Here is a 25,563-nt window from a genome sequence, read left to right as displayed (position 1 = left end):
TCACACTTTTGCTGGAATTGCTTTAGTCTGCGGAGGGAACGGGCCCGGCGGTTTCGCCGGGCTTTCTGCTTCTGGGCAGCGACTTGGCAAATTGCCAGGCCCTTTTCCATTTCGGCGTGATGACGCCGTTGGCGGCGCGGATATTGTTGATGAACTGCAGCGTCGCCGCTTCCCAGGAATACTGCATGGCAAGCTCGCGTGCCTTGGTGCGCGAGGCGGAGAGGGCGGCAAGGCAGGCGGCTTGCAGGTTCTGGTCGAGCGCGCCGACCTCGATGTCTTCGCCGATGATATCGAGCGGGCCGGTGACCGGATAGGCGGCGACCGGGACACCCGATGCCAGCGCTTCAAGGATGGTGTTGCCGAACGTGTCGGTGAGCGAGGGAAAGACGAAGGCGTCGGCCTGGGCATAGATTTTCGCCAGATCCTCGCCGAACTTCACACCGGTAAAGTGCGCATCGGGATAGCGCTGCTCCAGCTCGGCGCGTGCCGGGCCGTCGCCGACGACGACCTTCGAACCGGGCAGGTCGAGATCGAGAAAGGCCGGCAGATTCTTTTCCAACGCCACGCGGCCGACTGTCATGAAGATCGGGCGCGGAAGGCCGAATGGCTCCTGTTCGAGTGGCATCGGATGGAATTGCGTGGCGTCGATGCCCCGGGTCCAAGGCATCAGGTTCTTGATGCCGCGGGCCGCAAGCTCGCGCGCAAGGCTCGGTGTCGCGACCATGCAGCCGGCGCCCCCATTGTGGAACCAGCGTACGAAGGCATAAAGCCAGCTTTGCGGAATCGGCAGGCGAGCCGACACATATTCGGGAAAGCGCGTGTGATAGCTGGTGGAGAAGGGCATGCCCTTGCGTAGGCACCATCGGCGGGCGGTCAGCCCCAGCGGCCCTTCGGTGGCGATATGCACATAGGAAGGATTGTGTTTTTCGATCTCACGGGCGATGCGGCGGTAATTGGCAATCGACAGGCGGATCTCGGGATAGGTCGGGCAGGGGATGCTGTTGAAGCGCTCCGGCGTCACCATCGAAACAGCCACGCCCATCTTCGCCAGCTCGCGATTGGTGTTCTCGATCGAGCGAACGACGCCGTTGACCTGCGGATGCCAGGCGTCGGTGACGATCACCAGCCGTTCCGGCAGGTTGCCGGCGGCTGTAGCATTGGCCCAGCTCTCGCTGTGATGAGTGTATGCCGGACGTTGCAGCATGTCACGATTTCCATCCGCGTTGCATCGGTGTGCCAACGCTCAATCCCAAAGCGAGGTTCCGGAACGGCGATTCCCGCCTGCCTATTTTGAGGCATGACCATGATGGAAATATTACAGCCGCATGCCCGCGTTTGCAGGCCTTTCAGCGGCCCGATCCCCGCGAATATGTCAGCGGCCGATCGCGGTTTCATGCGGTAAGAAGGACGGCGCCGATCGTGGACCGGCGCCGTTTGGGAGGTTAAGCGGCAGCAGAAGCCGAGCTTGCAGTCGGAACTTCCGAAATCGTCTTCAGAACCTGGGAAGCGATCTGATAGGGGCAGCCCTGCGAGTTCGGGCGGCGATCTTCCAGATAGCCCTTGTAGTCGTTCTTGACGAAGGAATGCGGGACGCGGATCGAGGCGCCACGGTCGGCAACGCCGTAGGAGAACTTGTTCCACGGAGCCGTTTCGTGCTTGCCGGTCAGGCGCTTGTCGTTGTCAGGACCGTAGACGTCGATGTGGTCCATCAGGTTCTTTTCGAACTGCGCCATCAGCGCTTCGAAATAGGCCTTGCCGCCGACTTCGCGCATGAACTTGGTCGAGAAGTTGCAATGCATGCCCGAACCGTTCCAGTCGGTGTCGCCGAGCGGCTTGCAGTGATACTCGATGTCGATGCCGTATTTTTCGGTCAGGCGCTGCAGCAGGTAGCGTGCCATCCAGATCTGGTCGGCGGCCTTCTTGGAGCCCTTGCCGAAAATCTGGAATTCCCACTGGCCCTTGGCCACTTCGGCATTGATGCCTTCGTGGTTGATGCCGGCAGCGAGGCAGAGGTCGAGATGTTCTTCGACGATTTCGCGGGCGACGTCGCCGACGTTCGAATAGCCGACGCCGGTGTAGTAGGGCCCCTGCGGAGCCGGGTAGCCCTGCTCAGGGAAGCCGAGCGGGCGGCCGTTCTGATAGAAGAAATATTCCTGTTCGAAGCCGAACCAGGCATCTTCGTCGTCGAGGATGGTCGCGCGAGCGTTGCTCGAGTGCGGCGTGACGCCATCGGGCATCATGACTTCGCACATGACGAGCGCGCCGTTGGTGCGGGCCGGGTCGGGATAAATGGCGACGGGCTTCAGCACGCAATCGGAGCTGCGGCCTTCGGCCTGCATGGTCGACGAACCGTCGAAGCCCCAGAGCGGAAGCTGTTCCAGCGTCGGGAATACGTCGAATTCCTTGATCTGCGTCTTGCCACGCAGGTTCGGTACCGGAGTGTACCCATCGAGCCAAATATACTCGAGCTTATATTTTGTCATCGTGACTCTCTCAATGCTACGAAGGTGAGCAAATCCGGAGACGATCTCGGCGCGCAAGCGCATCCAACCGCCAGGGGATGCACCTCTTGAAGCATGTAGCGTGCCAGTTCGGGTGTCGGGACAAGAAAAATCGCAAATCAGCCGGTCGCCACGCATTTTTCTTGTGCTGAAATCACCCCGTTGTGACGGCGGAGGGCCGTATCATCAGCAGGACATTGAGTTTTCCGCTTGGAACCGGATGAAAATTTCGGCGTTAGCCTGGCGTGATGAAGTGTTGAACAAATAGGCGGACGCTCTCAGCGCAGACAGCATATCGATCAATCATAATATTGAGATGCATATAATTTGTGCAATTTGCATAAACTATGTGCATCGTGCTATGGTCGCGGCGTTAAATGTCGATGCGCCGAACTGAATGGAGGCGATCTCATGCCCACCGGTTTCCATCGTGAATCCGCAACGGTCTACCAGTTTCCCGTCAAGCCGACGCGGGCCGCCAGCCGGTTCGAACGCTTTCGGACGATGGAGCGCGAGGCAGCCGATATTTGCGACGCGGCGCTCGACAGCTGCTGGTACCATGACGAGGCGGCTCGCGAGACCGACCGGCCGACGAAGTCCTGAGTTTTCCCCTTTAGCGGGTCAGAATGCCGACAAGGCGGCGAGCGCTTGCGTATCGCATTCGTCCCGGGTTGTCATGTTCGGGCTCAGCCGCCGTTCAACCCCAGTTTTTCCTTTGCCACCAATGCGCCGTGTTCACTGACGACGCGGGCTGCGACGCCTGCGGCGAAGCGGGCGGCGGCGGTTGCATCCGTTGTTTCCAGATAGTTTGCAAGGAAGGCGCCGTTGAAGCTGTCGCCGGCACTGGTGGTATCGACCACTTGGGCGACCTTCTCGGCCGGAACGAAGCTCTCCTCTCCGGCGAAATTCAGCCTGACTCCGTCCGCGCCATTCTTGACGACGATATGGACGGCGCCCAGCGCGTGATAGCGGTTGATCGTCGCCTCGATGGAATCGTCGCCGAAATGGGCGGCCTCATCATCGAAGCTCGGCATGACGATCACCGAGGAGCGGGCGCCCTCGCTGATCGTTGCGTGCATGATGTCATAACTCGACCAGAGGCGGGGGCGGATGTTCGGGTCGAACACCACCAGCTTGCCGGCGGCCTTGGCGCGGCGGATTTCGGCGAGCAGGGTCGTGGCATCCTCCTGCGGCAGGATGGCAAGGGTGATGCCGGAGAAATAGACGAGGTCAGCACTCTCAACCGCCTCACGCAGGCGGTCGGGGTCGGCGGCCAGTCCGCGGGCAGCCGAACTGTCGCGCCAATAGCTGAAGGAGCGCTCGCCGTTCTTCAGATTGATCATATAGAGGCCGGGCGTCTTGCCCCTGATGCGGCGGATGAGGCTCGTGCCGATGCCTGCCTTGTCGATGAAGGCGACCATCTCATCCGACATCGCATCGTCGCCAAGCGCGGTAAAATAATCGACCGACCAGTCGGGGCCGAGGCAGGCACGGGCATACCAGGCGGTGTTGAACGTATCGCCGGCGAAACCTTTGCGCAGCAGGCCGTCGCCTGCCTGCGAGAGCTCCACCATGCATTCACCGATCGATAGAAACCGTCTGCTCACCTTGTCCTCCCGGCGTTGCTCTTTATCGCTGATACGCGGAGCTAGGCGGAGTGACAAGCGTTGATATCATGGATGCCGATATCGCAGGAGGTAAAAGCCCGCCTTCGTCGCGAGGCGAAGACGGGCGCCGGTAAAGGCTCTTATTCGTGGATCGTGTAGCTGCCCATCTGGCAAAGATCCTGCGTGTCTTCGGTGGTCGCGAGGTTCGAACCTTCCTCGAACTCGAAGCGCATATCGTATTTGCAGACGGTGCGGCCATCGGCGATAGTGATGTCGATGCTTTCGCCCGGATCGAGAACGTCTTCGCCGAAGACGTCTTCCTCCCAGTTGGCGACACCCGTCGGCGAGCTGTAGAAGCGCGTCAGGACGGAGTCGGTGCCGTTGGTGAGCTTGAACTTCAGATCTTCGGCCTGTGCCGAAATGGCGGAGGCAGCGATGATCGCAGATGCAACTGCGATCAATCCCGATAGTCTCGATTTCATATATGCGTTCCCCTAACCCGTGATTGGGCGGGAAAGAGTTAGCATGCGCTCAGATAAATCTTTCTTATCGGGGACTTTAGAACCCAAAATAAGTCCGCTTTTCCAAGCGCTTCATCCTGAGATTGCGTAGTCGCTCATGGCCTGTCCATATGATAGCAAGCTGCCTTCTGACCGGGACGGACCCCCTCGGTCGGCGGCATTTCGGTGCGACAGATATCGGTCGCCTTCCAGCAGCGCGGCGAGAAGACACAACCTTTCGGCGGGTTGAGCGGCGAGGGCGGATCGCCCTGCAGGCGGATGCGGGTACGCTGGCGCGCGAGCTTCGGATCCGGGATCGGTGCTGCGGAAAAGAGTGCCTGTGTATAGGGATGGGCCGGATGATCGAAGACGGTGGCACAGTTGCCCGCCTCCACCACCCGGCCGAGATAGAGCACCAGCACATCGTCGGAAATCAGCCGCACGACGGAGAGGTCGTGGCTGATGAAAATCAGCGTCAGGCCAAACTCCTTGCGCAGCTTGCGCAGAAGCGTGATCACCTGGCCCTGGATTGAGACGTCGAGGGCCGAAACCGGCTCGTCGCAGATGATCAGCTTCGGTTTGGTGATGACAGCGCGGGCGATGCCGATGCGTTGCGCCTGGCCACCGGAAAATTCGTGCGGATAGCGGTTGATCATCTCCGGCACCAGGCCGACGGCAGTCATGATTTCGCGGACGCGTTCGGTGCGTTCGGCCTTTGAAAGCTTTGGCTCGAAAACGGTGAGCGGTTCGGCGATGATATCGCCGACCGTCATGCGCGGGTCGAGCGAGGCGATCGGATCCTGGAAGATGATCTGCATGTCGCGGCGGGCGGCGCGCATTTCCTCCTCCGAGAGGTCGAGAAGATTGCGGCCCTGCCAGAGGATGCGGCCCTTCTGCGATTTCAACAGCCGCAGGATGGAGCGGCCGAGCGTGGACTTGCCGCAGCCGGATTCGCCGACGACGCCGAGGGTGCGGCCTTCGGCGAGATCGAAGCTGACATTGTTGACGGCGGTGAGGAAAATCGGCGGCTTGAACAAGCCTTTCGCCGGCAATTCGAACTGGGTCGTCAGGTTCTCGACCCTCAGCAGCGATCGGTCAGCCATGGTTCAGCAACTCCTCACGGCGCGGGAACGGGTGGTAGCAGGCGGCGCAGTGGCGCGGCGCCAGGGTTTCGAGCGGCGGCGGACGGTCGATGCAATCGTCCTGGACCTGTGAACAGCGCGGCGAGAAATTGCAGCCCTTCGGCAGGTGCTGCAGGTTCGGCGGGCGCCCGGGGATAACGACCAGCTCGTCGACATCCTGATCCGGGCGCGGGATCGAGGCATGCAGCGCCGCCGTATAGGGATGGGCGGGATTGTCGAACAGCTCGTCGACCGGCGCCTCCTCGACGATGCGGCCGGCATACATGACGGCGACGCGGTCGGCGAGGCCGGCGACGACGCCGAGATCGTGGGTGATCATGATCAGCGCCGTGTTCATCTCCGCCGTCAGGTCGTTGAAGAGATCGAGGATCTGCGCCTGAATGGTGACGTCGAGCGCCGTGGTGGGCTCGTCGGCAATCAGCAGCTTCGGCTTGGTGAGCAGCGCCATGGCAATGACGATGCGCTGACGCATGCCGCCGGAAAGCTCATGCGGATAGAGGTGGAAGCGCCGCGTCGGGTCCGGGATGCCGACGCGTTTCAGCATGTCGAGGGCCGCCTCGGATGCGGCGCGTGCCGTCAGGCCGCGGTGAACCTCGAGTTGTTCCGTCAGCTGCCGCGAAATCCTGAGCGATGGATTCAAGGCGGTCATCGGATCCTGGAAGACCATGGCCATGTCCTTGCCACGGATCTGGTCGAGCTCGCGCGGTTTCAACGACAGCACATCCCTGCCTTCGAGCAGCGCCTGTCCCGCCGTCCTGCCGTTCTTGGCGAGCAGGCCCATGATGCCGAGGAAGGTCTGGCTCTTGCCCGAACCGGACTCGCCGACGATGGCGACGCGCTCGCCGCGCCGGACGGTGAGGTTCATATTCGAGACCGCCTTCACCTCGCCGTCAGGCGTTTTGAAGGTAATCGAATAGTCCTTGAGTTCGAGCAGAATGTCTTTTTGCGTTTCATGGGCCATTCTAGCGATCCTTCGGGTCGAACGCGTCGCGCAGGCCGTCGCCGATGAAGAGCAGGCTGAGCAGCAGGGCCACGAGGAAACTTGCCGGGAAGATCAGCAGCCAGGGCATGCTTTCCATGGCGTCGGTTCCCTCGGCGATCAGCGTGCCGAGCGAGGTCAGCGGTTCCTGGACGCCGAAGCCGAGGTAGGACAGGAAGCTTTCGGTGGCGATGATCTCGGGCACCGTCAGCGCCGCGAAGATGACCACCGGGCCGACGAGGTTCGGAATGATGTGCTTGACGATGATCTTGAACGGCCGCTGCCCGGAGGCACGGGCCGCCTCGATGAATTCGCGATGCTTGATCGACAGGGTCTGGCCCCGCACGATGCGGGCCATGGTCAGCCATTCCAGCGCGCCGATCGCGGCAAAGAGCAGGTAGACGTTGCGGCCGAAGATCACCATCAGCAGGATGACGAAGAGGATATAGGGAAGCGCGTACATGATATCGACGAAGCGCATCATGATCGCGTCCAGCCTGCCGCCGATATAGCCCGATATGGCGCCGTAGAGTACGCCGATGACGACCGAGACGACGGTTGCCGTCAGCGCCACGGCCAGCGAGACGCGGGTGCCGTAGAGCACGCGGGCAAGCAGGTCGCGTCCGTTCGGGTCGGTGCCGAAATAATGGCCGGTCTCGATCGACGGCGGAATGCGGAAGGCGGCCCAGTCCGGATCCTCGTAGTTGAAGGGAATGAACCAGGGGCCGAGGAAGGCGGCGAGGATCAACAGCGCCAGGACGGCGATCGACAGAACGGCCGCCTTGTTGCGCCCGAGGCGGCGGAGCGCATCCCTGGTGAGCGAACGGCCTTCGGGGGCCAGGCCCTCCGCCTGCAGAAGCTCCTCGGCGAGCAGTTCGCGTTTTGCGGGGTTGAGGATCATCGGTTTCTCACTTTCGGGTCCAGCCAGGCATAGGCGATGTCGACCAGAAGGTTCAGGAACACGATCAGCACCATGTAGAAGATGACCGTACCGAGAACCATGCCGTAATCGCGGTTCAGCGCTGCGTTGACGAAGTAGCGGCCGATGCCGGGCAATCCGAAGATGCTTTCGACAACGAGCGAACCGGTGAGAAGGTAGCTTGCCGCCGGCCCGAGATAGGAGACCACAGGCATGAGCGCGGGCTTCAGCGCATGGCGCATCACCGTCAGCCGCGGACCGATGCCCTTGGCTTTGGCGGTGCGGATGAAGTTCTGGTTCATCACCTCGATCATCGAGCCGCGGGTGATGCGCGAGATGCGGCCGGCATGCGGCAGGGCCAGAACGACGATCGGCAGGATCAGATGTTTGATCGAGCCGTCACCCCAGCCGCCGACCGGAAACCAGCCGAGCTGAATTCCGAAGATCAATTGCAGGATCGGCGCGATCAGGAAGTTCGGCAACACCACCCCCACCAGGATGAGGGCGCCGAGAATATAGTCCGGCGTCTTGTTCTGGTAGAGCGCGCCAAGACAGCCGACGGCGATGCCGACGATGATGGCGATCAGGAAGGCGGCGGTACCAATCGTGAAGGTATAGGGCAGACCGATCATGATCTGCTGGGCGACGGAAAAATCCTCGCTGGCGAAGGAGGGGCCGAGATCGCCCCGAAGCAGGTCACCGACATAGATCAGGTACTGCTGGATCAGCGGCTTATCGAGATTGTAATGAACCGCGAGGTTTTTCAGGATCACCGGCGGCAATGGCCTTTCGCCATCGAACGGGCCGCCGGGGGCAAGGCGCAAAACGAAAAAACAGGCTGTGACGGCGATCCACAGAACGGGGATCGTCGATAGCAGGCGACGGAGGGCATATTTGATCATGATCGTGGGCCGGTCCTTCCCGCGCGCGGCGGGAAGGACCGTTTTCCCTTACTCTTTCATCGACAGCCAGCGGGTGCGGTGGATGTCCTGAATGTTGTCGACGAAGCCTTCGATCTTCGGCGAAACGACGTTTTTCGAGACATAGTAGTAGATCGGCAGGGCGGCAGAATCATCAAGCGCCAACTGCTCGGCCTTCTTGAAGATTTCGGCGCGCTTCTTCAGATCCGTCTCGGCGTTGCCGTCCTTGATCAGTTTGTCGTACTCAGGATTGGACCAGCGGCCGTAATTCATCTGGACGCCTGTGACCAGCAGGTTCAGGAAATTGTCCGGATCGTTGTAGTCGGCGAGCCAGCCGGCGCGGCCGATCTGCACTTCGCCGCGCTGCAACTGGTCATAATGGACTTTGGTCTCGGCGTTGACGAGTTCGACATTGACGCCGAGCGGCTTCCACATCGAGGCGATCGCCACGGCGATGCGCTTATGGTTGTCGTTGGTGTTGTATTTGAGTTCGGCGGTCAGCGGATGATCCGGACCGAAACCGGCCTCCTTCAGCAGCTTCTTGGCTTCTTCGACCTTGTCCTTATAGGGAAGATCCTTCCAGGAAACGTAGGCCGGTTCGCCGTAGTTTGCCGTGCCCGGCGGGACCCACGAATAGGCCGGCAGTTCGCCGGTGCCGAGAATTTGCGGCCCGATGACTTCGCGGTTGATCGCCATGGAAAGGGCCTGGCGCACGCGCTTGTCGGCGAAGGGCGGCTTGCTCGAATTGATGACGTAATAATAGAGGCCGGAGAAGGGGGCCACATGCGCCTGGCCCGGCAGGTTCTTCTTCATCCACTCGTACTGGTCGGTGGGGAAATCGGTGAGGATGTCGAATTCGCCAGCACGGTAACGTTTCAGTGCCGCTTCCTGATCCTCAAGCACGAAGAACTTGGCGCCGTCGATCTTCAGGTCTTTGGCGCCGTACCACTGGTCGTTCTTAACTGTCGTGACATGCGAGCCCGGAACCCATTCGACCGGCTTGTAAGGGCCGTTGGTGACGATGTTGCCGATCTTGACCCAATCCTGGCCTTTCGCCTCGACGACGTGCTTGGGCAGCGGATAGGCGGTGTAATGCATCAGCGCATTTAGGAAATAAGGGGTCGGGTTCTCAAGGGTGATTTCAAGCGTCTTGTCGTCGATCGCCTTGACGCCGAGCTGGTTGAGATCGGTGATTTCGCCCTTGTTGATCTTTTCGGCATTCTTGATGGTGAACTGCAGATAGGCATAATCGGCGGCGTTCTTCGGGTCGACGAGGCGCTGGAAGGCGAAGACGAAGTCTCCTGCCGTTACCGACTGGCCATCGGACCACTTGATGCCGTCGCGAAGCTTGAAGGTATAGATCTTGCCATCAGGGGAAATCGTCCAGCTTTCTGCTTGGCCGGGGACCGGATTGTCCTTGGCGTCTTCAGTGACGAGACCTTCGAAAATGTCGCCGGCGATACGGTTCTCCCAGTCGCCGGAAAGCTTCTGCGGATCGAGCGATTGCGGGTCGCCACCATTGTGAATGTTGAGCGTGGCCGCATGCGCCGAAAACGCCAGCAATGTGCCAAGCATTGCGGAGGCGAGAAATTTTTTCGTGAACTGGTTCATCGTGGGTCCACCTTTCTAGGCTTTGCGCCTTTATTAGACATCTGTTCCCGACATTTGACCTCTTACGTGCAGGTCAGTGCGCACCTTATCGCAAAGGAATCGCGTTGCAACCCCAAATCCGGAGGCTGGAAACGGGTTGTGGACAAGCCTATATACGTCTCCCCCTTGTTGGATCGCGACGACACATTGCGACATTTCCAGCACATCCATAACGGCCTCACATGTTGTCTTTTGTTTCGTCCGCTTTAGTGTGGCGGGCGCTAACAAGGCAGGAGATGGAGCCGATGGCATTGCAGGCAGGCGGGAATGCGGACTGGTGGCGCGGCGCGGTGATCTATCAGGTCTATCCGCGCTCGTTTCAGGACACCAACAGCGACGGGCTCGGCGACCTCAAGGGGATCACCCGCCGGCTGCCGCATATCGCCAGTCTCGGGGTCGACGCAATCTGGCTTTCGCCCTTCTTCAAATCGCCGATGGCCGACATGGGCTATGACGTTTCCGATTATTGCGATGTCGACCCGATCTTCGGGACACTGGCCGATTTCGACGAGATGATGGCCGAGGCGCACCGGCTCGGCATCAAGGTCGTCATCGACCAGGTGATCTCTCATACATCGGACCGGCATCCCTGGTTTATCGAGAGCCGGTCGAGCCGGACCAATCCCAAGGCTGACTGGTATGTCTGGGCCGACCCGAAGCCGGATGGCACGGCGCCGAACAACTGGCTGTCGATCTTCGGCGGGCCGGGCTGGGAGTGGGACGGCGTGCGCAGGCAATATTACCAGCACAATTTTCTCACCTCTCAGCCGGATCTCAATTTCCACAGCAGGCAAGTGCAGGACGCGGTGCTGGAGACGGTGAAATTCTGGCTCGATCGCGGCGTCGACGGCTTTCGGCTGGATACGGTCAACTATTATTTCTGCGACAAGCAGCTCAGAAGCAATCCGCCGCACGAGCCCGATGAGGATGACGCAGGCCTCGATGCGCCCGACAGCAATCCCTACGGCATGCAGAACCACCTCTATGACAAGACGCAGCCTGAGAATGTCGATTTCCTCAAGCGCTTCCGGGTGCTGCTCGACCAGTATGAGGATCGCACGACCGTTGGGGAAGTCGGTGACGGGGCGCGTTCGCTGAAGACGGTGGCGGCCTATACGAGCGGCGGCGACAAGCTGCACATGTGCTACACATTCGATCTGCTGGGGCCGGAGTTCAGCGCCGAGCATATTCGCGGCTGCGTCGAGGCTTTTCAGAAGTCGGTGACCGACGGCTGGGTCTGCTGGGCTTTTTCCAATCACGACGTCATGCGCCATGTCAGCCGGTTCGCGCTGACGGCGGAGGAGCGGCCCGCCATCGCCAAGCTGGCGATCTCCGTGCTTGCTGCGCTGCGCGGCTCGATCTGCCTTTATCAGGGCGAGGAGCTTGGCCTGCCGGAGGCTGAGCTCGCCTTCGAGGATCTGCGCGATCCCTACGGCATCCGCTTCTGGCCGGCCTTCAAGGGCCGCGACGGATGCCGCACGCCGATGCCCTGGGAAGCCGGGAAGGCGCATGCGGGCTTCACCTCTGCCGAAAAGAGCTGGCTGCCGGTGCCTTATGAGCAGGCGGCCCTTTCCGTCGATACGCAGGAGGCAGGCGACGGCTCTGTGCTCAATCACTATCGCAGGACGCTCGCCTTCCGAAAAAACCACCCGGCGTTGATCGAAGGCGACATGACCTTCATTGGCACCAACGAGGACCTGCTCGCCTTCACCCGCGAGAAGGGCGGAGAAAAGCTGCTCTTCGTTTTCAACCTCGCTCGCAAGCCGGCGGAATTCCGCCTGCCGGAGGGCATGGTGCTCGCGGAACCGCTCGCCATGCCGGGGTTTAAGGCAGTGGCTGGCGCGGGCTCGGTGAAACTTGCGGCGCTGGATGGATTCTGTGCACGGGTTTGACGGTCTCGCTATCGCTGCGGAGGTAATAATTTTGACAGTATGTATTTTTTAAATTACAATTGATATGTTCGTTCTGAAGCAGACGGGCACTTTCCAGAAGTGGCACAAAAGATTGAAGGATGGAAAGGCGAAGGCAATGATCGCCCTGCGCCTCCAGCGTCTTGCGATCGGGCATGCCGGTGATGCAGCACCGGTTGGCGAAGGGGTGAGTGAACTGTGCATTCACTACGGGCCGGGCTATCGGATCTATTACCGCAAGCGGGGAGAGACCATCATTGTCCTTCTCTGCGAAGGCGACAAGAGCACGCAGGAAGCGGATATAAGAACGGCAAAGAGAATTGCCAATGGAATGGAGCGACGATCATGGCTGAACAGATCTTCGACTTCGATCCGGCTGAGTTGCTCGACTCCGACGAAGCCATCAAAACTTTTATTACCGAAGCGCTGCAGACCGGTGACGCGAAATTCATCGCGTCGGCTCTTGGCGTCGTTGCGCGCGCCAAGGGCATGAGCAAAATCGCCAGGGAAACCGGTCTTGCGCGCGAGCATCTCTATAAGGCGCTGAGCGAGAACGGAAATCCTACCCTTGAAACGACACTGGCCGTGATGAAGGCGATCGGGCTAGAACTGACGACGAGGCATCACGCGGTTTGAGTACATATAAGCGCTCTCACCAAATCTCGTGGGCCAATCAGTTGCATCGCCCAATCAGCGCGAACTTGTCCACATCGACCATGCCGCGGTCGGATATCTTCAGGTGTGGGATGACCGGCAGTGGCAGGAAGGCCAACTGGAGGAAGGGTTCTTCCAGCGTGGCGCCGAGTGCGAAGGCGGCCTTGCGCAGATGGTGCAGCGTATCGCGGACCGTCTCGTAGGGCTCGAGACTCATCAGGCCAGCGATGGGCAGGGCGATTTCGCCGGTGACCTTGCCGTCCTCGACGACGACAAAGCCGCCCTTGATCTCGCCGAGGCGGTTTGCGGCGCGCGCCATGTCGTCCTCGTCGACTCCGACGACGCAAATATTGTGGCTGTCATGGCCGACGGTGGAGGCGATCGCGCCCTTCTTCAGGCCGAAGCCCTGGACGAATCCGTTGGCGTGGTTGCCGTTCTTGCCGTGGCGCTCGATGACGGCGACCTTGATGATGTCGTTGGCAAGATCGACCGCCGTCTCGTTGCCTTTCACGGGCAGCCGGTAGCGGCGATGTTCGGTGATGATCTTGCCGGGCATGACGCCGATCACCGATGTATCGCCCTCCCTGGCCGGCACGCCGAAATGGGCCGCGTTGACCGGTCGGGCCTTGACGCTGTCAAGGCCGATCGGAGCGATCGGCTTGCGCGTGGAAAAGAGCGCGTCGGTGACGCTGCGGCCAGCGGAGAAGACCATGTCGGCGCGGCAGCTTTCCAGACTGTCGAGAACCACGAGATCGGCGCGCCAGCCCGGCGCCACCAAGCCGCGGTCCCGGAGGCCGAAGGCACGGGCGGCCGAGATCGAGGCGGCGCGATAGATCGCCAGCGGCTCGACGCCGTTAGCGATCGCCGTGCGGATCATGTGATCGAGATGGCCCTGTTCGGCGATATCGAGCGGATTGCGGTCGTCAGTGCAGAGTGCGAGATAAGGTGATAGCCGCTCGGTGATAATGGGCATCAGCGCGGCAAGATCCTTGGACACCGAGCCCTCGCGGACCAGGATATGCATGCCCTTGCGGATCTTTTCCAGCGCCTCGGTGGCGCTCGTGCATTCGTGCTCGGTGCGGATGCCGGCTGCGAGGTAGCCGTTGAGGTCGTTGCCGGAAAGCAGCGGCGCGTGACCGTCGATATGGCCGCCCTGGAAGGCGTCGAGCTTGGCCATGCAGACGGGATCCTTGTGGATCACGCCGGGGAAATTCATGAACTCGGCAAGGCCGATGACCTTCGGATGGTGGCGGAAGGGCAGGAGGCGCTCGATCGGCAGATCGGCGCCGGAGGTTTCGAGATGCGTTGCCGGAACGCAGGAGGAGAGCTGGACGCGGATGTCCATGATTGTCTCGAGCGCGGATTGAAGAAAGAATTCGATGCCGGCGGCTCCCAGCACATTGGCGATTTCGTGCGGATCGCAGATCGCGGTGGTGACGCCATAGGGCAGAACGCAGCGGTCGAATTCATGCGGCGTGACGAGCGAGGATTCGATGTGCAGATGCGTATCGATGAAGCCGGGAACGACTGTTTTTCCCGATATGTCGATTTCGGTTTCACCCCGGTAATTGCCCGAAGTGCCGACGATGCGATCGCCGCCAATGGCGATGTCCGACTGGACGAGCTCGCCGGTGACGAGATCGAAGAAACGGCCGCCCTTCAGCACGATGTCGGCGGGGATACGGCCCACACCCTGGTCGATGAGACGTTCGAGCTTGGTGGTCATGGTCTACCTCTCCGACTGATTTCTGCCATTGATACCGACTGAATGCTGGAAGATACCCGGCTGCTTTGATCCTTCCGGCAGCAGTGCTAGTGAAGCGAGAATACAGATGTCAATTTCCAACTCAAGGTCATGATATGAAAGCAATTATTTCGGCGCCTGTGCGGCTGTGGTGTTGTTGAGCGGCTGTGTGAACAACTCAGCGGTACTCAAGACTGACAAGCACCGGAAAGTGAGTCAGGTCATCCTTGAAAGGTCGACCGGAAGTGTCGCTTCGGACGAAGATCTAAAGCGCGTCCTGATCTCCCGTTTCTACGCGCGTGTCTCGAACCCGATACCTAGTTGACTTATCGTCAGCCGATGGTCCTTCCTAAACATCCTACAGTGGAGAGCTATCTGCGGGAGGATAAGAGGCAGCCTGATTGAGCGGCACTTCATCCTCCAAAATACAACCGGGCGCCGCGAGGCGCCCGATCCTGCTTTCGTCAATGCTGCAAGTCACTCAGCGGAAACGATCTTGCCGGCTTCCCACTTGTAGAGCGAGAAGCTCTGCGAGGTCAGGTCGCCGGTCTCGCCGTAGGTGACCTTGCCGATTGCGGTCGGGATCTCCTTGCCGTCTTTCAGCGCCGCCGCGACGGCTTCCGCGTCCTCGGCGCTGCCGGCCTTCTCGATGCCGGCTTTCAGCACTTCGACGGCGGCATAGGCGTTGAGCGTGAAGGCCTCGGCCGGGATGTTCTTGGCCGCGAGCGCATCGGCGGCAGCCTTGGAATCCGGGTTCTTGGTGGCGTCGGACGCGTTGGTGAACAGCGTGCCTGCTGCCGCATCCGTACCGATCGCCCAGAATTCGGTATTGGAGAGGCCGTCGCCGCCGATGATCGTTGCGTTAGAAGCGAGATCATGCAGCTGGCGGGCGAGCAGGCCGCCTTCCGGGTGATAGCCGCCAAAATAGACCACGTCGACCTTCTCGGACTTGATGCGGGTGGTCAGCGCGCTGAAATCCTTGTCGCCTGGAGTGACCGCGTCATTGACGACTTCGGTGATGCCGCCGGCGTTCAGCGTCGCCTTGAAAGCGTCGGCGAGGCCTTTGCCGTAGGCGCCCTTGTCGTTGACGATGGCGACGCGCTTGTCCTTGAAATTCTTCAGCACGTATTTGGCGGCGACCTCGGCCTGCTGGTCGTCGCGGCCGCAGGTGCGCAGCACGTTGGTGAGACCGCGCTTGGTGAGGTCGGGCGCCGTCGCGGTCGGGGTGACCATCAGCACGCCGTTTTCAGCCAGCACGTCCGAAACCGGAATGGCAACACCAGAGGTCACCGGCCCGACGACGAAGCGAATGCCGTCGCCGACGACCTTGTTGGCGGCGGAAACGCCCTGCTTCGGTTCGCCGGCATCGTCTGCCAGTTCGAGGACCACCTTCTCGCCGAGAATGCCGCCCTTCTTGTTGATCTCGTCGACGGCGGTCTGAGCGCCGTTCTTCACCTGATCGCCATAGGCGGCGACGGGGCCGGTCAGCGGCGCAATAAGGCCGATGGTGATATCGGCATGAGCAAACGGCGCAAAGGCAAGCGACGCAACGAGTGTCGCCGTCAATGTCTTGAGGGTCATTGTCTGTCTCCTTGGGTGGGGTCCTTCGACCCGCGATGAAGTGCCGCGCCGGTTTTTCCGATCATTCAACGGCCCTTTGGGCCGTGCCAAGGACGATCGACAAGGGCGCGATCAGTGAGCCTGCCGGCCATATTTGACTCGGGAAGGCTCATGGCGAGATTTCTAGGAATTTTGACGGGATTGCGCAAGTTCATAACAAAACGGAGGCAAAATCGGATCGATCCGGCCGGAAAGTCGCTTGAAGGCGATCGTTTTCTTCGTTTTTCGGTGATTTCTCATAAGGAACGACGCAACGGGCAGGCCGCCGCCCCGGGGGAAACCGCCTCCGTATGGTTGTCTTTGTCTTTCGCATTAACCGTTAGTTTGGCCAATGGCAGTAGTATCCCGCGATACCCAGAATACCGCAGCATTGAAAAAGAGACCCATACAAATAATTAGATAGACATATCGGGAATAGAGACTGGATGCTCAAGCGTATCGACGCCAGCCAGGTGCGTATCGGAATGTTTGTAGAGGCCGTCGAGGGCCTGTGGCAGGATCCGCTTTTGTCCAAGCGCAGATTCTCCCTGCGGCGCGAGGCCGATGCCGCAAAAATTCGCACATGCGGCACCGCCATCGTGGTGATCAACACCAGCAAAGGGCTCGATACTGGCGGCCTGCCGAGCCGTGACATCGATATCGATATCCAGGCCGCGCGCGAGACCGTGCAGAAATCCGTTCAGGTGCTGGAAGAGGCTTTCGCGAGGCTGCGGAATGGCGATGCGATCAGCGTCGCGCATGTAGCGCCGGTGATTTCTTCCGTCTCCAAGTCGATGGAGGACAATCCCTCGGTTTTCCTGAACGTCACGCGGTTGAAATCAAAAGACGAAGTGACCTTCCTCCATTCCATTTCGGTAAGCGCGCTGATGATCCTGTTCAGCCGCCATCTCGCACTCGACGAGCCGACGGTGCAGATGCTCGGCACCGCCGGGTTGCTGCACGATGTCGGCAAGCTTGAAATTCCGCTTGAGGTGCTCAACAAGGCCGGGCCTCTGGAAAAGGACGAGATCAGCCTGATCCGTGGCCACCCGGAGAAGGGGCACGCATTCCTGTCGCGGCAGGAGGGCATGTCGGAGATCGTTCTCGATGTCTGCCTCAATCACCATGAGCGTATCGACGGCAAGGGCTATCCGCGCAGGCTGTCCGGCAGAGAGTTGAGCCTCCACGCGCGCATTGCCACGATCTGCGATGTCTATGACGCGATTACCTCGGTGCGGTCATATAAGGCGGCATGGAGCGCGAGCGACGCACTGAAATGGATGTTCGGGAATGAAGGGCACTTCGACCGCCGGCTCCTGAAAAAATTCGCCCTCTGCCTTTCCGTCGCTTCCGTGACCTGAGGTCAATTTCTCGTGGCAACAAAAAGGCCTGCGTGGGCTTGCACCCGCCGCAGGCCATGATGGGGAAGCTTTCTCAGATGTTGTTCTGCAGGATGGTGCGCAGCTTGCCGAAGAGTTCGTCGATATGGTGCTTCTCGATGATCAGCGGCGGGGAAAGCGCGATGATATCACCGGTGGTGCGGATCAGCAGGCCGCTTTCATAGGCTTTCAGGAAGGCGGTGAAGGCGCGCTTGGTCGGTTCGCCGGCGATCGGATCGAGCTCGATCGCGCCGATCAGCCCGGTATTCCTGATGTCGATGACATTGGGGCAGTCCTTCAGCGAATGCAGCGCGTCGGCCCAGTAGTCGGAAAGCTCGGCGGCGCGCGTCAGCAGCCCTTCTTCCTTGTAGGTATCGAGCGTGGCGAGGGCGGCGGCAGAGGCGATCGGATTGCCCGAATAGGTGTAGCCGTGGAAGAATTCGATCATGTGCTCGGGGCCGTTCATGAAGGCATCATGGATCTCGGAGGTGACGAAGACGGCGCCCATCGGAATGACGCCATTGGTCAGTCCCTTGGCGGCAGTGATCATGTCGGGCTTGACGTCGTAATATTGCGCGGCGAAGGGGGCGCCGAGGCGGCCGAAGCCAGTGATGACCTCGTCGAAGATCAGCAGGATGCCGTGCTTGGTGCAGATCTCGCGCAGCTTCTGCAGGTATCCCTTCGGCGGGATGAGCACGCCGGTGGAGCCGGCCACCGGTTCGACGATGACGGCGGCGACCGTCGAGGCGTCGTGCAGGGTGACGATGCGCTCGAGTTCGCTGGCGATGTCGCCGCCATGCTCGGGCTCGCCGCGGGTGAAGTTGTTCTTGCCGGGCTGGTGGGTGTGCGGCATGTGATCGACGCCAGTCAGCAGCGTGCCGAACATCTTGCGGTTGGTGACGATGCCGCCGACGGAGATGCCGCCGAAATTGACGCCATGATAGCCGCGCTCGCGGCCGATCAGGCGGAGGCGTGAACCATTGCCCTTCACGCGGTGATAGGCGAGCGCCACTTTGAGTGCCGTCTCGACGGATTCGGATCCGGAATTGGTGTAGAGAACGTGGTTCAGGCCTTCCGGCGCAATGTCGACCAGACGGTTCGCCAGTTCGAAGGCCTTGGGGTGGCCGAGCTGGAAGGCCGGGGCGTAATCGAGCTCGCCGGCCTGTTCGCGGATCGCCTCGGTGATCTTCGGGCGGCAGTGGCCGGCATTGACGCACCAGAGGCCGGCCGTGCCGTCCAGCACCTGGCGGCCGTCATGGGTCGTATAATACATGTCCTTGGCGCCGACAAACATGCGCGGCTCCTTCTTGAACTGGCGATTTGCCGTAAACGGCATCCAGAAGGCGCGAAGATCATTCGGTGCGTTGAGGCGATTGGACATGCTGTTCTCCTGGCCGCTGCCGGCCCTTTCCCGGGCTTTGCGCCCATATTTTGACTGCCCGGTCAAATTATCAGGGCTTCTTGAAGCGTCAACGGCAAAAAGCCCGGGAGCCGTTCGTGACAGGAAGGCTTGAGTTTTGACCGGCTCGACCCGGGGATATTCAGGTAGAGCAAAAAGGGCACGACCGGCAAATCACATGGTTTTGCCGGTCGTGCCATAAGGTTCAGGTGCTGAAATATCGTTACCGCGCTTCCGGGAACATCCCCTTGCGGCACGGCATAGGCCGACATTCATGTCAGCGCTATCATCAAGCGGCGGATCTGTTCCGGTTCTGCACGAGGTAAATGTCTTCGAGCGTTGCCAGGATCTTCATCACCGGCTCGGAGGTGCTGGAATAGTAAATGGTCTGTGCATCCCGGCGGGTCTTCACCAGCTTCTGTGCGCGCAGTTTCGAAAGGTGCTGAGACAGTGCCGACTGGCTGAGGCCGACCTGCGTTGCGAGCACGCCGACGGCCACTTCGCCCTTCACGAGGCTGCACAGGATCAGCAATCTCTTGGGATTGGCCATGGCCGATAATAAAGCTGCGGCCACATTGGTGTGATCGGCCAAATCAGTGGTTTCCATATTGTTATCTTCCTAATGCGAAACGTACATCATGCGTGTTGGCACAGGCCGCCAGCCGGATTTCGACCGACGCCTAAAAACTAGCAACTGAGGTCGAAGATTGTATATACCTAAATTTAAGGTATCGAGTATGCTATTTTAGATATGTTTGAACAAATGTGATCGGCCTCCTCAGCGAGGGTTTCGAATTCATATCGCAGCAGAAAATCGCCGGAAATCATATCAAAACCTGAGGGATCGATACCACAAATGCGCCAGGAAGCCGGTTCCGGCGCCTTTAGCCTGGCAGCGAGCGTCTCTGCCACATCGGGGTGGCGTGCTACTAAATCTCGCACTGTTTCTGCCGCGCCGGCGGCAATCTCCTCATTCACGGCCGACTGGATGATGAGGTCGCTCCCATCGAGCTGGTAGGCACGGCCGAAGCCGCCATTGAGGTTGGCTCGCTCCGGCTTGAGGCGGAAGAAGAGGAAATCGGGAAAGTCGATATAGAGCTTTGCCTTGCTGTGGCGAGCGAGAAAACGCGTGCGCAGACGCGCGTGCAAGGCGTCGCCGCGCTCGACGGGCTCCGCCAGGCATTGGGTCGTCAGGCGAGGGTGGGCGAGCGGATCGCCCTTGCCGGGCTCGCCGGTCAGCAGCGAGGCGCGCGCGTCATGGCCGAGCGCTTTGGTATGGGCCGAGAGTTTCGAAACGAGAATGACGGGTGTGCCGTCAATATCGGTCGCGACGAGCACGCGGCTGGCGAAGGGGAAGCCGGTCTCGGGGTCGAGAACGGCAATCGCCGCATGCCGCGCGGAGCGCAGCAGCACGCGGGCGAGTTTGCGGGCGTCGTCGTCGGTTTCGCGTATTGGCGAGGGCTGATCCTTCATATCCGCTTTGTGGCAAAGCGGACTGAAAACATCAAGCGTCCTGCTTGCGGCGATGTCGGGTCAGGCCTGCGACGATATCCTGGGCCGAGATGGTTCCGACAATCGTGCCGTTCTCGACGATGCCGATGCTGCCCGGCTGGCGGGCAAGGGCATCGAGGATATCGACGAGCGGGGTCTCGGCGCGGGCCGTGGCGCTGACGCTCATGCCGGCGGCTGTCTGACCGAGTCCGGGCTGCATCACGTCGGCCGCCGTCAGCATGGTGATCGGGTTGAGATGCTGCACGAAATCGGCGACATACTGGTCGGCGGGGTTCTTGACGATATCGTGCGGCGTTCCGCACTGGATGATGCGGCCGCCCTCCATGATGGCGATGCGGTTGCCGATGCGGAAGGCCTCGTCGAGATCGTGGCTGACGAAGAGGATGGTCTTCTTCAGCCGCCGCTGGAACTCCAGAAGCTCGTCCTGCAGGCGGGTGCGGATCAAAGGGTCGAGCGCCGAGAACGGCTCGTCCATCAGCAGGATCGGGGCGCCGGTGGCAAAGGCGCGGGCAAGCCCGACGCGCTGCTGCATGCCGCCTGAGAGTTCGTTGACCTTGCGGTCGGCCCATTTCGACAGGTTGACGAGTTCGAGCTGCTCGCCGATGCGGACCTTGCGCTCCGCCTCCGGCATGCCGGCGAGCTCGAGGCCAAAGCCGACATTCTCGGCGACGGTGCGCCAGGGCAGGAGGGCGAACTGCTGGAACACCATGGAGACGGTGTGGGTGCGCAGTTCCCGCAGGGCTTTGGCATTGCATTTATAGGGGTTGACGGAGCCGGTCGTTGTGGAGACCGCGACATCGCCGCGCACCACGGGAGCGAGCCCGTTGACGGCGCGCAGCAGCGTCGACTTGCCTGAGCCGGAAAGACCCATCAGCACCAGGATCTCGCCTTCCTCGATCGTCAGCGAGGCATTGGCGACGCCGAGCACCAGGCCGGTGGCTGCACCGATTTCGTCACGCGTTTTGCCCTGGTCGGCCATGGCAAGGGCGGCTTGCGGCCGATCGCCGAAGATGATGCTGACATTCTTGAAATCTATCGCTGTCATGCGCCGTCTCCTTCGTCCCCTGCGCGGAATATGCGGTCGAGAATGATCGCCAGGATGACGATGCAGAAACCGGCGTCGAAGCCTTTCGCGATATTGACGGTGTTCAGCGCGCGCACGACCGGCACGCCGAGCCCGGGAGCGCCGACGAGGGCGGCAATAACCACCATCGACAGCGACAGCATGATGGTCTGGGTCAGGCCCGCCATGATCTGCGGCGCGGCGAAGGGAAGTTCGACCTTGCGCAGCACCTGCATCGGCCGGGCGCCGAAGGCGACGGCGGCTTCAACCAGCGACGGCGGCGTCGAGATGATGCCGAGGCGCGTCAGCCGGATGGGGGCGGGGATCGCGAAGATGACGGTGGCAATCAGGCCCGGCACCATGCCGAGGCCGAACAGGATGAGCGCCGGGATCAGATAGACGAATGTCGGGATGGTCTGCATGAGATCGAGCACCGGGCGCATTGCGGCATAGACCCAGGGACGGCGGGCGGCGGCGATGCCGAGCGGAATGCCGATCACCATACAGACGAAGGTGGCGGCCAGCACGAGGGCGAGCGTCTCCGTCGTCTCCTTCCAATAGTCCTGGTTCACGATGAGCAGCAGCCCAAGACAGGTGAAGAGGGCGATCGCAATCGACCGGCGCAGCCAGAAGGCGATGGCGGTGATGGCAGCGATGACGATCAGCGGGTGAGGCTTCTGCAGCACGAAAAGCAGGCCGTCTATGGCGCTGGACAGGAGGAAGGCGAGCTGGTCGAAGAACCATGCGCCGTTCGAGGTCAGCCAGTCGACGAAGGCTTTGGCCCCTAAGCCGATGGGAATTTTAAATTCGGTGATCCAATTCAAGGGAGCGCCTATCCAAAAAAAATCAACAATCGGACAAAAATGAAACGGGGCGGCGAGCCGCCCCGTTCATATCATCAAAGGCCGAGGCCGGTCTTGGCGGCCGCCAGCGCGTCGCCCTTGCCGTCGCGGGTCTTGACGCCTGCGAGCCAGGGCTCGAGCGCAGAAGGGTTTGCCTTCAGCCATTCGGTCGCCGCCGCTTCCGGCTCCTTGCCGTCGTCGAGGATCTTGCCCATGATCTGGTTCTCCATTTCGAGGGAGAACGTCAGGTTCTTCAGCATCGCGCCGACATTCGGGCATTCGCCGAGATAACCGGCGCGGACATTGGTATAGACCTTGGCGCCGCCGAAATCAGGACCGAAGACGTCGTCGCCGCCTGTGAGGTAGGTCAGCTTGAAGTTGGTGTTCATTGGATGGGGTTCCCAGCCGAGGAAGACGACGGGCTTACCTGCCTTTTCGGCGCGGGCGACCTGGGCGAGCATGCCCTGTTCGGAGGATTCGACGACCTCCATGTCCTTCATGCCGAAGGTGTTCTTTTCGATCAGGTCCATGACCAGGCGGTTGCCGTCATTGCCGGGCTCGATGCCGTAGATCTTGCCGTCGAGATCGTCCTTGTGGGCGGCGATGTCCTTGAAGTCCTTGATGCCGAGTTCCGCGCCCTTTGCGTTGGTGGCGAGCGTATACTTGGCGCCGACGAGGTTGGGGCCGAAGGATTCGACCGACTTGTCGTCGAGATAGGGGCGGACGTCCTTTTCCTGCGTCGGCATCCAGTTGCCGAGGAAGATGTCGATGTCCTTGTTCTTCAGCGAGGTATAGGTGACCGGCACCGAGAGAACTTTGATGTCGGTCTGGTAGCCGATGCTCTTCAGGACGACGGCTGCGGTGGCGGTGGTGGCGGTAATATCCGTCCAGCCGACATCCGAGAAGTGGACGGTAGAGCAGCTGTCGGGATCGGCGGCGAAGACGGTGGTCGCAACGGAGAGGGCGGCGACGGCAGTTGCGGTAACGAGTTTGAACGTGCTTGTTGTTTTCATTTTAGACTCCCAGTCTTTAAGTTCCCAAGCCAACCACCAATAGCCGAGTTTGACAAGCGACCTCAGTGCGTTTGCGTCGTATCGACCCATGCGATTGCGACGTCGGCGGATTTTGCGCGGCACCTGATTTTGAGGCGGCTCGGCGGTTTTCGGGCTGGAATTCCTGTGGTTATCGCCCATAGGGGGCTTTTCTTTGCCATTCTGAGCTTTCAATAACCGATCAAGGAGAGATCGGATGGCAAAACTCTATTTCAACTACTCGACGATGAACGCCGGCAAGTCGACGATGCTGCTGCAGGCCTCCTATAATTACCAGGAGCGCGGCATGCGCACGGTGCAGCTGATCGCTGCCTTCGACGAGCGCACCGGCCGGGGGGTCATCGGCTCGCGGATCGGGCTGGAGGCGAGCGCCATTCCCTTCGAACCGCACGAGGACCTGTTCCGGCTGATTGCGACGCTGAGTGGAGAAGGAGCGCCGATTGCCTGTGTCTTCGTGGACGAGGCGCATTTCATGACGCCTGCCCATGTCTGGGAGCTTGCCCGCGTCGTCGACAGGCTCGGCATTCCGGTGATGGTCTACGGCCTCCGAACCGATTTCCAGGGCAAATTGTTTCCGGCCTCGCAGGAACTGCTGGCGATCGCCGACGAAATGCGTGAGGTGCGGACGATCTGCCATTGCGGGCGCAAGGCGACGATGGTGGTGCGGCTCGACGCGGAAGGCAAAGTGCTGCACGAAGGCGCGCAGATCGATGTCGGCGGCAATGAGAAATATGTCTCGCTGTGCCGCAGGCATTGGGACGAAGCGATGAACGGGGCCTGGATCGCCGAGCCGGCCTGAAGCCGCGATGCCGCCTGTTTTTAGAGGCGCAAGCGACGTGCTTTCCATTTTACGCAATTCCGAGCGGAAAACCGCTTCACACTTTTCGGCATCATGCTCTAGCTTGGGCAATACGAGATTCCCTGGAGAGCCTGTGCGCAAACCTCCGCCATTCCAAAGCCAATACGAAGCTGCCGGCAGCCTTGCCGAGAGGGTTGCGGCAGACGGAGCCTATTGCGTGGCCGCGATCAGCGCCTTCAGCAGCGATGACGCACGGTCGGCCGACGAGGTTTTCCTCGAGCAGAATGCCCGTTTCCAGGCCCATATCGCCGATGCTGCAGCACTCGACGCCCTGCAGGCCGAGCTGGTCTTTTCCCTCGACCGGCTGACGGCCGAGGTTTCCGCCGATCTCGACAGCTTCCGGGGGCTGACGCTGCGCGAGAAGATGGCCGGCTGGACGTCGCGCCAGCGGATGTGGCGTATGTATACCGAGCGCGTGCGCGAGGCCCCGGTCATCGAGCGGCTGCTCGACCTTCTGTCGAAATCGGATGCGCTCGCCAGGCTGATCGGCGGCCAGCGCGCTGCGATCATCGAGCGGCACAGGGCCGCCGAACGCGGTCTCGTCGACATCGTCGAGCAACGGCGCCGGCTGGTCGATTCCATCGATATCGCCCGCCTCAAAATGAAGGAGCTCAACGCCAAGGCGCTGACGACGCAGGGCCGTATCGGCGTCTACGGCAACAGGGCGCATTGGGAGCAGATGGAGGCGGAGCGGCGGGCGCTGAAGGCGGAAGCCGAGCAGATTTCCGCCGGAGAGCACGAGATGCGCGACGACAGCCAGCGGCGCGAGCGTTTCATCGGTCTGTTCCAGAGCTTTGTCGATTCGCTGAACGGGCGGATTGCCGCCTGCAATGTGCTGCTGCGCAAATTGATGATCGACGTTGAGGAGCGGCTGATCATCTACCAGGCGCAGGTCGATACCGACAGGCCGGGGATGAAGATGCGCATCAAGCCGGAACTCTTTCCCGATATTGCCGCGCCGATCGGGCTGTTCGACAAGGGCATGCTGGTCGCCCAGGATCTGGAGCGGCGCAAGAGCCGCGCCGATCTGGACTTTACCAGCAGGTTTCCGACCTATGCCGAAGCTTCGCCGGAGACATCGGGAGCGCCTCTGATCGACACGGCGCGCAGGTCCTTCCGTATCAGCTTGTCTTTCTTGCGTTCCTGACCTGCGGGGCCTGGTTCGCGATGCGCGGCGATGCCTTCGATCCGAAAAATCGAAGGGCTCGTGTTGTGCTCTGCTCGTCGAGCGCATATGTGGGTATTCAATGTCCCACTGCAGAATTCCTTAAATCGGAATCGATTTAAGGAATTCTGCAGTAATTGAAAGTGTTACAGCGCCCTTAGCGCGTC

The 25,563-nt window shown here is 60.8% G+C and carries 25 protein-coding genes; 8 read left to right on the top strand and 17 right to left on the bottom strand.

Annotated features, from left to right (window positions below):
- Nucleotides 1-22: 22 nt before the first annotated feature.
- Together AMK05_RS16320 and AMK05_RS16315 are read right to left on the bottom strand one after the other, a co-directional pair.
- Nucleotides 23-1,204, bottom strand: a complete 1,182-nt coding sequence (locus AMK05_RS16320) for a glycosyltransferase family 4 protein (protein ID WP_064840126.1) — start codon at nucleotides 1,202-1,204, stop codon at nucleotides 23-25.
- Between the two features lie 238 nt (nucleotides 1,205-1,442).
- Nucleotides 1,443-2,483 (bottom strand): glutamine synthetase beta-grasp domain-containing protein, encoded by a 1,041-nt coding sequence (locus tag AMK05_RS16315; protein WP_064840123.1) that lies wholly within the window; start codon nucleotides 2,481-2,483, stop codon nucleotides 1,443-1,445.
- A 429-nt stretch (nucleotides 2,484-2,912) separates the two neighbouring features.
- On the opposite strand from AMK05_RS16315, the gene gstI reads away from it, so the two are divergent.
- Nucleotides 2,913-3,104 (top strand): glutamine synthetase translation inhibitor GstI, encoded by a 192-nt coding sequence (gene gstI / locus AMK05_RS16310; RefSeq protein ID WP_064840121.1) that lies wholly within the window; start codon nucleotides 2,913-2,915, stop codon nucleotides 3,102-3,104.
- Between the two features lie 83 nt (nucleotides 3,105-3,187).
- On the opposite strand, the gene AMK05_RS16305 is transcribed toward gstI, so the two are convergent.
- From AMK05_RS16305 to AMK05_RS16275, 7 genes are all read right to left on the bottom strand, one after another.
- Nucleotides 3,188-4,108, bottom strand: coding sequence for a sugar kinase (locus AMK05_RS16305; RefSeq protein ID WP_064840119.1), 921 nt, complete (start codon nucleotides 4,106-4,108; stop codon nucleotides 3,188-3,190).
- Nucleotides 4,109-4,248: 140 nt separating this feature from the next.
- A complete protein-coding gene (locus AMK05_RS16300) occupies nucleotides 4,249-4,590 on the bottom strand; it encodes a hypothetical protein (RefSeq protein WP_003592964.1) in 342 nt (113 codons plus the stop codon).
- A 134-nt stretch (nucleotides 4,591-4,724) separates the two neighbouring features.
- On the bottom strand, nucleotides 4,725-5,711 hold the full coding sequence (locus AMK05_RS16295; protein ID WP_064840117.1) for an ABC transporter ATP-binding protein: 987 nt from the start codon (nucleotides 5,709-5,711) through the stop codon (nucleotides 4,725-4,727).
- Entirely contained in the window at nucleotides 5,704-6,711 is a 1,008-nt protein-coding gene (locus AMK05_RS16290; RefSeq protein WP_064840114.1) for an ABC transporter ATP-binding protein, read from the bottom strand. Before AMK05_RS16290 ends, AMK05_RS16295 begins: the two co-directional genes overlap by 8 nt.
- 1 nt (nucleotide 6,712) lies before the next feature.
- The gene (locus tag AMK05_RS16285; RefSeq protein ID WP_064840112.1) at nucleotides 6,713-7,630 is read right to left on the bottom strand and encodes an ABC transporter permease; all 918 of its coding nucleotides are present in this window, start codon (nucleotides 7,628-7,630) and stop codon (nucleotides 6,713-6,715) included.
- Nucleotides 7,627-8,550, bottom strand: a complete 924-nt coding sequence (locus AMK05_RS16280; RefSeq protein ID WP_064840109.1) for an ABC transporter permease subunit — start codon at nucleotides 8,548-8,550, stop codon at nucleotides 7,627-7,629. Before AMK05_RS16280 ends, AMK05_RS16285 begins: the two co-directional genes overlap by 4 nt.
- A gap of 48 nt (nucleotides 8,551-8,598) precedes the next feature.
- On the bottom strand, nucleotides 8,599-10,179 hold the full coding sequence (locus tag AMK05_RS16275; RefSeq protein ID WP_064840107.1) for a peptide ABC transporter substrate-binding protein: 1,581 nt from the start codon (nucleotides 10,177-10,179) through the stop codon (nucleotides 8,599-8,601).
- A gap of 284 nt (nucleotides 10,180-10,463) precedes the next feature.
- Between AMK05_RS16275 and bglA the strand changes: the two genes are divergently transcribed.
- The 3 genes from bglA to AMK05_RS16265 all read left to right on the top strand — a co-directional run bounded on the left by bglA (nucleotide 10,464) and on the right by AMK05_RS16265 (nucleotide 12,764).
- Nucleotides 10,464-12,110: a beta-galactosidase BglA gene (gene bglA, locus AMK05_RS16270; protein ID WP_064840105.1), complete on the top strand. Its 1,647-nt coding sequence runs from the start codon at nucleotides 10,464-10,466 to the stop codon at nucleotides 12,108-12,110.
- A gap of 64 nt (nucleotides 12,111-12,174) precedes the next feature.
- Complete coding sequence (locus tag AMK05_RS33415) at nucleotides 12,175-12,621, top strand: type II toxin-antitoxin system RelE/ParE family toxin (RefSeq protein WP_190237327.1); 447 nt, start codon at nucleotides 12,175-12,177, stop codon at nucleotides 12,619-12,621.
- Complete coding sequence (locus AMK05_RS16265; protein ID WP_171899796.1) at nucleotides 12,510-12,764, top strand: addiction module antidote protein; 255 nt, start codon at nucleotides 12,510-12,512, stop codon at nucleotides 12,762-12,764. The genes AMK05_RS33415 and AMK05_RS16265 overlap by 112 nt, the downstream gene beginning before the upstream one ends.
- A 37-nt stretch (nucleotides 12,765-12,801) precedes the next feature.
- On the opposite strand, the gene ade is transcribed toward AMK05_RS16265, so the two are convergent.
- A complete protein-coding gene (gene ade, locus AMK05_RS16260; protein WP_064840100.1) occupies nucleotides 12,802-14,508 on the bottom strand; it encodes an adenine deaminase in 1,707 nt (568 codons plus the stop codon).
- 495 nt (nucleotides 14,509-15,003) lie between these two features.
- Nucleotides 15,004-16,107: a branched-chain amino acid ABC transporter substrate-binding protein gene (locus AMK05_RS16255; RefSeq protein WP_064840098.1), complete on the bottom strand. Its 1,104-nt coding sequence runs from the start codon at nucleotides 16,105-16,107 to the stop codon at nucleotides 15,004-15,006.
- Between the two features lie 150 nt (nucleotides 16,108-16,257).
- Here AMK05_RS16255 and AMK05_RS34630 point away from each other — a divergent pair, with 150 nt between their 5' ends.
- Together AMK05_RS34630 and AMK05_RS16250 are read left to right on the top strand one after the other, a co-directional pair.
- A complete protein-coding gene (locus AMK05_RS34630; protein WP_143535847.1) occupies nucleotides 16,258-16,545 on the top strand; it encodes a hypothetical protein in 288 nt (95 codons plus the stop codon).
- A 26-nt stretch (nucleotides 16,546-16,571) separates the two neighbouring features.
- A complete protein-coding gene (locus AMK05_RS16250) occupies nucleotides 16,572-17,486 on the top strand; it encodes an HD-GYP domain-containing protein (RefSeq protein WP_064840096.1) in 915 nt (304 codons plus the stop codon).
- 73 nt (nucleotides 17,487-17,559) lie between these two features.
- Here the strand turns inward: AMK05_RS16250 and AMK05_RS16245 are convergent, their stop codons facing one another.
- The 6 genes from AMK05_RS16245 to AMK05_RS16220 all read right to left on the bottom strand — a co-directional run bounded on the left by AMK05_RS16245 (nucleotide 17,560) and on the right by AMK05_RS16220 (nucleotide 23,333).
- Nucleotides 17,560-18,885, bottom strand: coding sequence for an aspartate aminotransferase family protein (locus AMK05_RS16245; protein WP_064840093.1), 1,326 nt, complete (start codon nucleotides 18,883-18,885; stop codon nucleotides 17,560-17,562).
- 307 nt (nucleotides 18,886-19,192) lie between these two features.
- Nucleotides 19,193-19,510, bottom strand: coding sequence for an ArsR/SmtB family transcription factor (locus tag AMK05_RS16240; protein ID WP_049736138.1), 318 nt, complete (start codon nucleotides 19,508-19,510; stop codon nucleotides 19,193-19,195).
- Between the two features lie 116 nt (nucleotides 19,511-19,626).
- Nucleotides 19,627-20,376: a HugZ family pyridoxamine 5'-phosphate oxidase gene (locus AMK05_RS16235; RefSeq protein ID WP_064840090.1), complete on the bottom strand. Its 750-nt coding sequence runs from the start codon at nucleotides 20,374-20,376 to the stop codon at nucleotides 19,627-19,629.
- Nucleotides 20,377-20,407: 31 nt separating this feature from the next.
- Nucleotides 20,408-21,460 carry a choline ABC transporter ATP-binding protein gene (choV, locus tag AMK05_RS16230; RefSeq protein ID WP_064840088.1) on the bottom strand — a complete coding sequence of 351 codons (1,053 nt, stop codon included), beginning with the start codon at nucleotides 21,458-21,460 and terminating at the stop codon, nucleotides 20,408-20,410.
- Complete coding sequence (choW, locus tag AMK05_RS16225; RefSeq protein WP_064840085.1) at nucleotides 21,457-22,302, bottom strand: choline ABC transporter permease subunit; 846 nt, start codon at nucleotides 22,300-22,302, stop codon at nucleotides 21,457-21,459. Before choW ends, choV begins: the two co-directional genes overlap by 4 nt.
- 74 nt (nucleotides 22,303-22,376) lie before the next feature.
- Complete coding sequence (locus tag AMK05_RS16220) at nucleotides 22,377-23,333, bottom strand: choline ABC transporter substrate-binding protein (RefSeq protein WP_064840083.1); 957 nt, start codon at nucleotides 23,331-23,333, stop codon at nucleotides 22,377-22,379.
- Between the two features lie 235 nt (nucleotides 23,334-23,568).
- Here AMK05_RS16220 and AMK05_RS16215 point away from each other — a divergent pair, with 235 nt between their 5' ends.
- On the top strand, nucleotides 23,569-24,171 hold the full coding sequence (locus AMK05_RS16215) for a thymidine kinase (protein ID WP_064840080.1): 603 nt from the start codon (nucleotides 23,569-23,571) through the stop codon (nucleotides 24,169-24,171).
- A 133-nt stretch (nucleotides 24,172-24,304) separates the two neighbouring features.
- Nucleotides 24,305-25,378: a hypothetical protein gene (locus AMK05_RS16210; protein WP_064840078.1), complete on the top strand. Its 1,074-nt coding sequence runs from the start codon at nucleotides 24,305-24,307 to the stop codon at nucleotides 25,376-25,378.
- Nucleotides 25,379-25,563: the final 185 nt, after the last annotated feature.

The organism is Rhizobium sp. N324 (genome assembly GCF_001664485.1).
GTDB lineage: Bacteria > Pseudomonadota > Alphaproteobacteria > Rhizobiales > Rhizobiaceae > Rhizobium.
Note: the sequence above shows the minus strand (reverse complement) of the source record. Positions and strands in the feature narration are given on the sequence as shown.